General features: G+C 44.0%; 7 protein-coding genes and 1 pseudogene. 3 read left to right on the forward strand and 5 right to left on the reverse strand.

The window, feature by feature from the left end; genetic code table 11:
• The first annotated feature begins 131 nt into the window (after positions 1 to 131).
• Positions 132 to 662 (forward strand): hypothetical protein, encoded by a 531-nt coding sequence (locus tag VB693_RS28340; protein WP_323269176.1) that lies wholly within the window; start codon positions 132 to 134, stop codon positions 660 to 662.
• Positions 663 to 722: 60 nt separating this feature from the next.
• Here the strand turns inward: VB693_RS28340 and VB693_RS28345 are convergent, their stop codons facing one another.
• Positions 723 to 3,170, reverse strand: a complete 2,448-nt coding sequence (locus VB693_RS28345) for an ATP-dependent Clp protease ATP-binding subunit (RefSeq protein ID WP_323269177.1) — start codon at positions 3,168 to 3,170, stop codon at positions 723 to 725.
• Between the two features lie 233 nt (positions 3,171 to 3,403).
• Between VB693_RS28345 and VB693_RS28350 the strand changes: the two genes are divergently transcribed.
• On the forward strand, positions 3,404 to 3,700 hold the full coding sequence (locus tag VB693_RS28350) for a DUF3288 family protein (RefSeq protein ID WP_190703421.1): 297 nt from the start codon (positions 3,404 to 3,406) through the stop codon (positions 3,698 to 3,700).
• Between the two features lie 186 nt (positions 3,701 to 3,886).
• Here VB693_RS28350 and VB693_RS28355 read toward each other — a convergent pair whose 3' ends face one another.
• Positions 3,887 to 5,287 (reverse strand): MlaD family protein, encoded by a 1,401-nt coding sequence (locus tag VB693_RS28355; protein ID WP_323269178.1) that lies wholly within the window; start codon positions 5,285 to 5,287, stop codon positions 3,887 to 3,889.
• A 16-nt stretch (positions 5,288 to 5,303) separates the two neighbouring features.
• A complete protein-coding gene (locus tag VB693_RS28360) occupies positions 5,304 to 6,086 on the reverse strand; it encodes an ABC transporter ATP-binding protein (RefSeq protein WP_323269179.1) in 783 nt (260 codons plus the stop codon).
• A 146-nt stretch (positions 6,087 to 6,232) separates the two neighbouring features.
• Between VB693_RS28360 and VB693_RS28365 the strand changes: the two genes are divergently transcribed.
• Positions 6,233 to 7,756: an NAD(P)/FAD-dependent oxidoreductase gene (locus tag VB693_RS28365; RefSeq protein WP_323269180.1), complete on the forward strand. Its 1,524-nt coding sequence runs from the start codon at positions 6,233 to 6,235 to the stop codon at positions 7,754 to 7,756.
• A 195-nt stretch (positions 7,757 to 7,951) separates the two neighbouring features.
• Here the strand turns inward: VB693_RS28365 and VB693_RS28370 are convergent.
• Together VB693_RS28370 and VB693_RS28375 are read right to left on the reverse strand one after the other, a co-directional pair.
• A pseudogene (locus VB693_RS28370) lies at positions 7,952 to 8,225 on the reverse strand (IS1 family transposase); the annotation flags it as partial.
• 21 nt (positions 8,226 to 8,246) lie between these two features.
• Positions 8,247 to 9,001, reverse strand: a 755-nt coding sequence (locus VB693_RS28375) for a transposase (RefSeq protein ID WP_323269181.1), incomplete at its 5' end; no start/stop codon positions are given.

Consider the following 9,001-nt stretch of genomic DNA (forward strand, 5'->3'; position numbering starts at 1 on the left):
CTCAAGCTGGGAGACCCGTCCAAGGCGGTGACTTCCCAACCTAAGCCTTAATTACGAATTACAAATTACGAATTACGAATTACAAATTACGAATTATATTAATTTCATCTCAGTGAACTCTACCAATACCAATGTCTAACCCATTACAAACTGAACCCCAGCCCCAACCTCTCAGTAATTTTGAATTAGACTTGCTCAAAGAAGAATACTTTTTTCTGCAAAACACCATCGAAGACTATAACAAGCAGATTTGGGTAATCAAAGCATTGGGAATTACTGGGACTGGGGGCGTTTTAGCATTGATGTTACAGCAAAAACCGAATACCAACATGGTGAGCGTTAGCGATGCCTTCAGGCTTATCGCTATTATTGGTTGTACTATTCCCCTATTTTTCTGGATATTGGAAAGTCAATGGAAACACTTTCAGCGCGGTTTCTATCCCCGTGTAGCTGAAATTGAATTTATCCTGACTCAAAAATATGGTTTCAACTCTCCCGGTATCTACAACAGTTGGAGTCATTCTTTGAAACGCATCCCCCAGCCTAAACGTCAGGGTTATCTGTGGGATGGTTTGCTCAATCGCACTGTGTTTGTTAGCTACGTTTTAGAAATTGCTTTTCTGTTACTGATGGCTGTTTTAGCCCCTATAATCTGGAAATAAAAAATACCCCGGTATAAATACCAAGGGTAAATTAATAGTTCAGTTTCACTGAATATTTAGTTAGCTAGCGTTTGCTAAGAGTAACTCTCGCTTTTCTGATGGGCGTACTTGTACTTGACCATCATCATTGACATCAACAATAACTGTGCAACCGTCAGCGACTTCACCAGAGAGAATTGCTTCCGCTAGGGAGTCTTCTAGGAGGCGCATAATTGCCCGACGTAATGGTCTAGCACCGTAGCTGGGGTCATAACCTTGGGTGACTACTAGGTCTTTAAACTGTTCGGTCACTTCTAAGATGATGCCTTTTTCAGTCAGGCGGCTAGCCACATCACGCAGCATGATATCAGCAATTTGCTTGACTTCATCCTTAGCCAGTTGAGTGAAGACGATAATATCATCCAAACGGTTGAGGAATTCAGGACGGAAGTAATTTTTCAGTTCTTCGTTAACTAAGTTACGAATGCGCTGGTAACTAGCGTCTGGTTGGTTATCAAATTCAAAGCCTAAACCACCACCACCTTTTTCGATTACCTTAGAACCAATGTTAGAAGTCAAGATAATTAAGGTGTTCTTGAAGTCTACCTTGCGACCTTTGGCATCGGTGAGGTGTCCGTCATCCAAAATTTGCAGCAGCATATTGAATACATCGGGGTGTGCTTTTTCGATTTCGTCGAACAGCAACACGGTGTAAGGTCTGCGGCGCACAGCTTCGGTGAGTTGTCCCCCTTCGTCATAACCGACGTAACCAGGAGGCGAGCCGATAAGTTTGGAGACGGTATGACCTTCCATGTATTCGGACATATCTAGCCGAATCATGGCATCTTCAGCACCGAAGAAGTAAGCCGCTAAGGACTTGGCTAATTCGGTCTTACCAACACCGGTGGGGCCGGAGAAGATAAAGCTAGCAATGGGGCGGTTGGGGTTCTTTAAGCCAACTCTAGCGCGACGGATGGCGCGAGAAACAGCCGTTACCGCTTGCTCTTGACCGATGAGCCGCTTATGGAGGGTGTCTTCTAGGTGCAGCAGTAACTCTGACTCAGATTCTGTCAGCTTGTTAACTGGTACGCCAGTCCAGGAAGCCACGATTTGCGCGATGTCTTCTTCGTCTACAACGATAGGATTAGCATTTTTTTCCGTGGAAGCGGCTTGTAGTTCTGCTTCCAAGGCAATTTCCTGGTCGCGCAGTTCTCCGGCTTGATTAAAGTTTTGCAGTCTAACGGCTACGTTTTTAGATTTAGAAACTTCAAGGAGTTTGCGCTTAAGTTCTTTATCACTCGAAATCTTCGAGTTCCGTAAACGCACACGAGAGCCAGCTTCATCAATTAAGTCTATGGCTTTATCTGGCAAAAAGCGATCGCTAATATAGCGGTCTGATAACTCGGCGGCTGCAACTACGGCTGCATCGGAAATCTGAACTCTATGATGCTGCTCGTAGACTGAGCGCAAACCATAGAGAATTTCAATGGTTTCTTCGATGGAGGGTTCACCAACTAAAATCGGTTGGAAACGCCGCTCTAAGGCTGCATCCCGTTCGATGTGTTGGCGATATTCATCTAAGGTGGTTGCGCCAATACACTGGAGTTCACCCCGCGCCAAGGCTGGTTTGAGAATGTTAGCCGCATCTAAGCCGCCTTCTGTCCCGCCAGCACCGACTAAGGTATGAATTTCATCAATTACTAAGATGACATTTCCCGCCGTGCGGACTTCATCAATTACTTTCTTGATGCGTTCTTCAAAGTCTCCCCGAAAGCGCGTTCCAGCCACTAATAAACCCATATCCAGGCTGATAACTTGCTTACCTTCCAAAACTTCGGGGACATCTTGGTTAATAATACGCTGTGCCAATCCTTCTGCGATCGCTGTTTTACCCACCCCTGGTTCACCAATTAACACGGGGTTGTTCTTCGTGCGACGACCAAGAATTTGAATCGCCCGCTCAATTTCTTTCTCGCGACCAACTACAGGGTCAAGCTTGCCTTCTTGGGCTAATTTGGTGAGGTTTCTGCCAAATTCTTCTGTGGTGAGGGTTTGGTTGCGTCTGTTACTAGCACCGCCGACAACCACGGTAGGATCTTCACCTAAACGCCGAATCACAGCAGAGCGGACATTTCTCAGGTCAACACCCAAATTTTGCAATACTTTGGCGGCTACACCTTCACCCGCTTCGGTTAATCCCAAAAGTAAGTGTTCTGTGTTGATGTAATTATGTCCGAGACCGTGAGCTTCTCTAAATGATTGCTCAAATAGACTTTTGACTTTAGGAGTAAAGGGAATTTCTGGTGGTACGAACCCAGAACCCCTACCAATAATTTTTTCGACTTCGCGACGTGCGTCTTTGAGAGTTACACCCAACTCAGTCAGCACTTTGGCAGCAACCCCAGTTCCTTCTCCCATCAAACCCAGGAGAATTTGTTCAGTTCCTACGAAGTTGTGTCCCAGGCGACGAGCTTCCTCCTGAGCGAGCATGATTACTTTGATGGCTTCGGAAGTGAAGTGTTCAAACATAGCGGGTTATTGCTCCCTTGCTGCTTGGACTTTGGGTGATCTAAAAAAATTCACCCTTATCTAAACTTTTTTGTATTTTCTTAAAGATAATGTATCTTTATCTATGATCCGGTGGCAGTGGTGAGAGCCGTATGGACTCAGGTGTGGTAGCCGTCATCTTTAATTATCGTTGCTCTTGGTAGATTTTAGCTTTAGACTCGGAATGAATTAACAATCTAACCAAAGTATAAAGTATGACAGAACAGCACGGAAGTAAAGACCAACAACACCCACTTTACAACCGCGATCGCTCTCTTATTAATATTCTACTCACTCAAACAGCCACAGACTACAATTTAGCAGAATTAGCCAGACTCAAAATTCGCTATCAAGGCTTCCCAGGCGCGAGAGACATACAAAGCGACCTAGATAAAGTTTTACAACAGTGGGGTTTAACAGAAGCCGAATTATTCGAGAAAACCCGCCAGTTGCATGATATGGGCGGCATTTATAAAAGTCGCGGCAAACGAGAAGAGCAGGATTGGAATTAGGCAGCCCCTGTGGGGAATTCAAAATTCAAAATTCAAAATTCAAAATTGTACTCCTCCGGAGTTCGCGGTAGCGTTGCGTAGCAAAGCAAGCTACGCGCTAGCGTCACGCAGTGAATAACTTCTGCCCCTCTGCTTCCCCTGCTCTCCCTGCTCCCCTGTCCCCTGTCCCCTGTCCCCTGTCCCCTGTCACCTATCACCTGTCCCTCTTCCATACTCTCTCAGTTGCTGCAATAGTTTCTGTTGAGATGATTTATCGGGTGTAGGGGGGTTAACTGTACTTTCAACTGGCACAGATGAGGAATTAGGGATAATTGGTTTTTCCTGTTTTTTGGGGGTCAAAGCCAACTCTGATTTACTGGCTACTGCTTTCATTGACTCTAGAGTTGTAGCTACTTTGACTTGCTCTTGCATTTGGTCTGTGGAAGAAACTAGGGTACTCAGACCATTGACTAACTGCCGTAAATTATTCCGAAAAGCAGGGTCTCCAGTCAATTCATCCAAATCAGAGGTAATTTTTTGGGTATTTTCAAAAGTCACCCTGGCGGAATCTAAGGTTTGTTGCAGTAGTACAGCATTTTTAGGATCATTTAAAGCTTGAGTTGCATCCTTTAAATTAGCTGAAGCTTGCGCCGCGTTGGCTGAAAGAGTTTCTAAATTTTTTAGTACCTCTCCATCGGATAACCGACTAATGGCGGGGGAAAGACTGGTGACTGTTGCGCGTAGTTGGTTACTAGTTTCCGACAGATTATTTAAAGTCCCAACCAATGTAGAACGATTTGTGGTGACAAGGTTATCTAATTGCACCAGTAACTTATTGGCTTGAGTTGCAGTTGTGCTAAATTGCCCTGCGGTGACACCAAGTTGATCTACAGTCTTAGTAGTGGAAGCAGTCAGTGCATTTGTCGCTCTTTGTACGGAATTGGCCGTAGAAGCAAATGTACCTATCTGTCCTTGAAAGCTTTTGCTCAAACTCCTAGCATCTCGGCTGAGTGCTGCTACGCCTGTAGCTGCTTCTGCTGATGTTTCTAAAAGTTTATTCACCCGTTGATAAAACTCAGGATTGTTATAAACAGTCGCTAACTCCGTGCTACTACGGATTAATTCATCCAAACTAATACCAATTTTCCCCTTCAGCCGAGAACCATTACAAACAATTAGGCTGTTATCACAATTTTTATCTAGAGGTCTAGCAATTTTTTCGCCCGTGGCTAATGAAGCTTTTGGGGTGATGTCGATAATACTTTCACTAATTAAGCCACTTTGATTAGCTTCAACTAACACATTACGAGGAATAATTAGGTCTGGTTGGGAGATTTCAATTTCTACCTCTACAGCATTTGGCTTGGGTTCAATGCGAGAAATATTCCCAACTTTCACACCCCGATAACGTACAGATGCGCCTTTTTGCATACCACCAGCATTGGCAAATTCGACAACAGCTTTGTAAGAACTACGAGATGCGGTAACTCTATTCAGCCATAAAATAATAACTAAAAATGCTCCTAATCCCAGCAAGAGTAATAAACCTACTGAACCTTCCCTTAATGTTCGTCGAGATGCAAAACGAGTGGTGATAAAATCGCGCATATTATCCTTTATCCAACTAACCAACAACCTGAATTGGCCCCCGTACATTACCACTCATAAATTGTGTAATTAATGGATGGTCTGTGCCGTTTAGCTCACTAACTTGACCTTGCCACTGCACTTTACCTTGATACAGGAACACTAGTCTATCAGCAGTGCGTCGGATTGTACTATCTTGGTGGGTAACGATCGCATAGGTACTACAAACACCTTGGGTAATTTGCAAGTCACGAATTAAATCTTCTATCACCGTGGAAGCAATGGGGTCAAGTCCGGCTGTCGGTTCATCGTACAGTAAAACTTCTGCACCTTCTTCCGGGTTGTCGGGGTTAGACATAATTGCACGGGCAAAACTTACCCGTTTTCGCATCCCGCCAGACAGTTCCGAGGGGTAGAGGTGGCTAATTCCCGGTAAACCTACCATTTCTAGTTTTTCTTTGACCAAATCTCGAATACGCGATCGCGGCAAGTCAGAATTTTGATAAAGTAAAAAACCCACATTCTCTTCCACAGTCAACGAGTCAAATAATGCCGCCTGCTGAAATACCATACCAATACCAACCGGGTCTTTAGCATCCTCAATCAACCCATCTCTTTTTACTCCTTGCACATAAACTTCCCCTTCATCAGGAGTAATCAAACCAGCCATGACGCGTAAAATTGTTGATTTACCAGTTCCCGAAGGGCCAATAATCCCTAAAGCTTCTCCCCGATAAATCGTCAAGTCTACATTATCTAAAACCCGATTGTTCCCAAAGGATTTAGAAATGCCTTTTAGTTCAATTAGTGGTTGAGTCATTAGTAATTGGTCATTCAGCATATTTGATTTCATTTTTTAACGCGGAGGTTCACGTGGAGGGGCGCGGAGATTTCATTAAAGCTATTTGTGTTGTATTTTGAAACAATTGGGATGCTTCCTTGTCTCCTTCCTCCCACTACCCACTCATGACTCCCCTGTCACCTGTCACCTCTCCCCTGTCCCCTGTTGATATCATCATCATCGGTAGCGGTATCGGTGGTTTATGCGCTGCGGGTATGTTGGCGCGTTATGGTAAGCGAGTAATTGTGTGTGAAAGTCATACAATTGCTGGCGGTGCAGCCCATAGTTTTAGACGACGCGGGTTTGAATTTGATTCTGGCCCCTCCTTTTATTGCGGTTTAACTGGTAATCAAAGTTTGAATCCTCTCAAACAGGTTCTTGATACTTTAGGTGAATCCATCCAAGTTATACCCTATGATCCTTTAGGTCACTACCACTTCCCTGAAGTCAGTTTTGCAGTGTATAGCAATGCTGCACAATATCGTCAGGAAATACACAAAATTACACCCCAAGGTGCAAAGGAACTCGAACAATTTGAACAACGCCTGTTAGGACTATACGAGGCAATGAAAGGTATCCCCACCATAGAGCTGAGGTCAGATTGGCAGGTAATTTTAGTATTGTTGCAACGTTATTTGCCGTCTTTAGTGAAAATGCTACCTTACTTGTCTCTGGTGCAGTCTTCTGTAGGCGATGTCATGGATGCTACAGTTAAAGACCCTTGGGTGCGGCGACTGATTGATTTAGAGTGTTTCTTACTTTCTGGGTTAAAAGCACACGGCACAATTGCCCCCGAAGTAGCATTTATGTTAGGTGAACGTTCCCGTGCTGGGGTTGAGTATCCTGTGGGGGGAAGTGCAGCCATTGTCAATGCTTTGGTGCGGGGGTTGGAACGCTGGGGTGGTGAGTTGCGTTTGGGATGTCACGTTGAGCAAATTTTGGTAGAGTCTGGCAAGGTCAAGGGTGTGCGGTTGCGAAGTGGTGAAATTTTGTCAGCATCAATTGTGATTTCTAACGCTACACTTTGGGATACTTACAATCAATTATTACGTCCTGAAGATTTATCTACGGCTTATCGTCAAAGTGCTTTAGCAACGCCAGCAGTTGAGAGTTTCATGCACTTGCACTTAGGTATCCGCGCCGATGGGTTAGATAATTTGACAGGACATCATGTAGTAGTTCATGATTCCAGCCAAGATATCAGTACACCGGGTAATACTTGCATGATTTCTATTCCTAGTGTGTGGGATAAAAATTTAGCCCCAGAGGGACATCATGGAGTTCATGCTTACACTCTCGAACCTTACGCCGGATGGGAACACAATGATGGGTATGAGGCGAAAAAACAAGAGAAAGCGCAATCTTTATACTGTGTCTTAGAGCGTATTATCCCTGATATTCGAGAGCGTGTAGTATTAGAACTCATCGGTACGCCGTTAACTCATGCTCATTATTTACGAAGATATCAGGGAACTTATGGCCCGGCGATCGCAGCAGGTAAAGGGATGTTTCCTAGTACACACACCCCAATACAGGGTTTGTATCGTGTGGGTGATAGCACTCTACCAGGAATTGGTGTGCCTGCTGTCGCTGCTTCAGGGATTTTATGTGCGAATAGTTTGGTGAATGTGGGGCAAATAGCAGAGTGATTGTGATTAGTAATTAACGCCGGGTAGTGGTAGATATGTAGTGAAAATAAATTTAGACACTACAACAAGAATTATAATTAGGACTTACGCACAAATTACGGAATAACGTTCGCGTAGCGTGCGCATAGCGCATACCACAGAGACGCAGAGAACACAGAGAAATAAGGGTTTGAGAGAGTTTTTGCGTAAGTCCTGATAATGATGAATGAAATACCAGATAGCACCAATGTGGTTATTTAACTTTTTAGAAAAGGATAAAGTCTTTCTAAGCAAACGAGCAATTCTTTGCCGCAATGCAAGAGTTAAAGCGTTCAATATGGTTAGTCTTGCCACTTTGTTTCCCTACTGCCTGATGACGTTTGTGAGGAATAACTTGTGCATAAGCTGCCCAAAAATCTGTATAACAAACAGCACATTGACGATAAACTGGTGGTAGAGAATTCCATAATCCTCTAGCTCCATCTTCACTGCGTAGCTTGCCGCCGTAGGCTCACTTCTTGCACCTGGAAATAGAGATGTCAAAACCACAACTACGTGTAAGGGTAGCGAGGCGTTCAATCTTAAGTAAAAGAAGAGACACGACTATTTGGGGAAAAATAGATTCAAGTGCTGTTTGTGCAGCCTGACCCCAATCAGGCGGTGATGTTGAGTGAGTATTTAGATAAGTCCAATGAGCGATGAGATAAGCGGTCAGAGAAAGAATCAACCAGCGATACATTCCCTTGAGAGTTCCTTGCCCAAAGCGATGCAAACCAAAACGATGCTTTGCGTTTTTAAACCAACCTTCTATCTGCCAACGACGTTTACCCCACCACTTGAGAGTAGAAGCCTTGATAGGTCGAGTAGACAAAACAAAACGCTTTTCTAACTTGCCATTATCAGACTTTAAGTAATACCAAGAAACAGTAACATGAAACTTTAAACCAAATAGATAAACCTGTTGCCCTGGTTGGTGTAAACGTCTTAAAAGTCTACCATCAGCTAATTTGCGACTAATAGATACACCTGTAACAGCATGATATTTAAGCTGACGTATACCCTCCAAAAATTCGACACTGCCAAAAGCTGTATCCGCTAAAATAATTGTTTCAAAGTGTTGAGTTAAAGATTGAGGTAAACGTTGAACTAGTTTCAGCCCAAGTTGTGCAGGCGAAGGAATTCCTTTACCTCTCCAAACTCGAAAATTCCTTCGCGTAGCGTCTCCGTAAGGAGAGGGGATACGCCATTTACCTACAACTAAATAAA

The sequence above is a fragment of the Anabaena sp. UHCC 0399 genome (assembly GCF_034931465.1).
In the GTDB taxonomy this organism is placed as follows: Bacteria; Cyanobacteriota; Cyanobacteriia; order Cyanobacteriales; family Nostocaceae; genus Trichormus; species Trichormus minutissimus.

Bases quoted from the DNA above. Each gene is read 5' to 3' on its own strand.
- VB693_RS28365 (WP_323269180.1), top strand. From the start codon at position 6,233: ATGACTCCCCTGTCACCTGTCACCTCTCCCCTGTCCCCTGTTGATATC.
- VB693_RS28350 (WP_190703421.1), top strand. From the start codon at position 3,404: ATGACAGAACAGCACGGAAGTAAAGACCAACAACACCCACTTTACAAC.
- VB693_RS28340 (WP_323269176.1), top strand. From the start codon at position 132: ATGTCTAACCCATTACAAACTGAACCCCAGCCCCAACCTCTCAGTAAT.
- VB693_RS28345 (WP_323269177.1), bottom strand. From the start codon at position 3,170: ATGTTTGAACACTTCACTTCCGAAGCCATCAAAGTAATCATGCTCGCT.
- VB693_RS28355 (WP_323269178.1), bottom strand. From the start codon at position 5,287: ATGCGCGATTTTATCACCACTCGTTTTGCATCTCGACGAACATTAAGG.
- VB693_RS28360 (WP_323269179.1), bottom strand. From the start codon at position 6,086: ATGACTCAACCACTAATTGAACTAAAAGGCATTTCTAAATCCTTTGGG.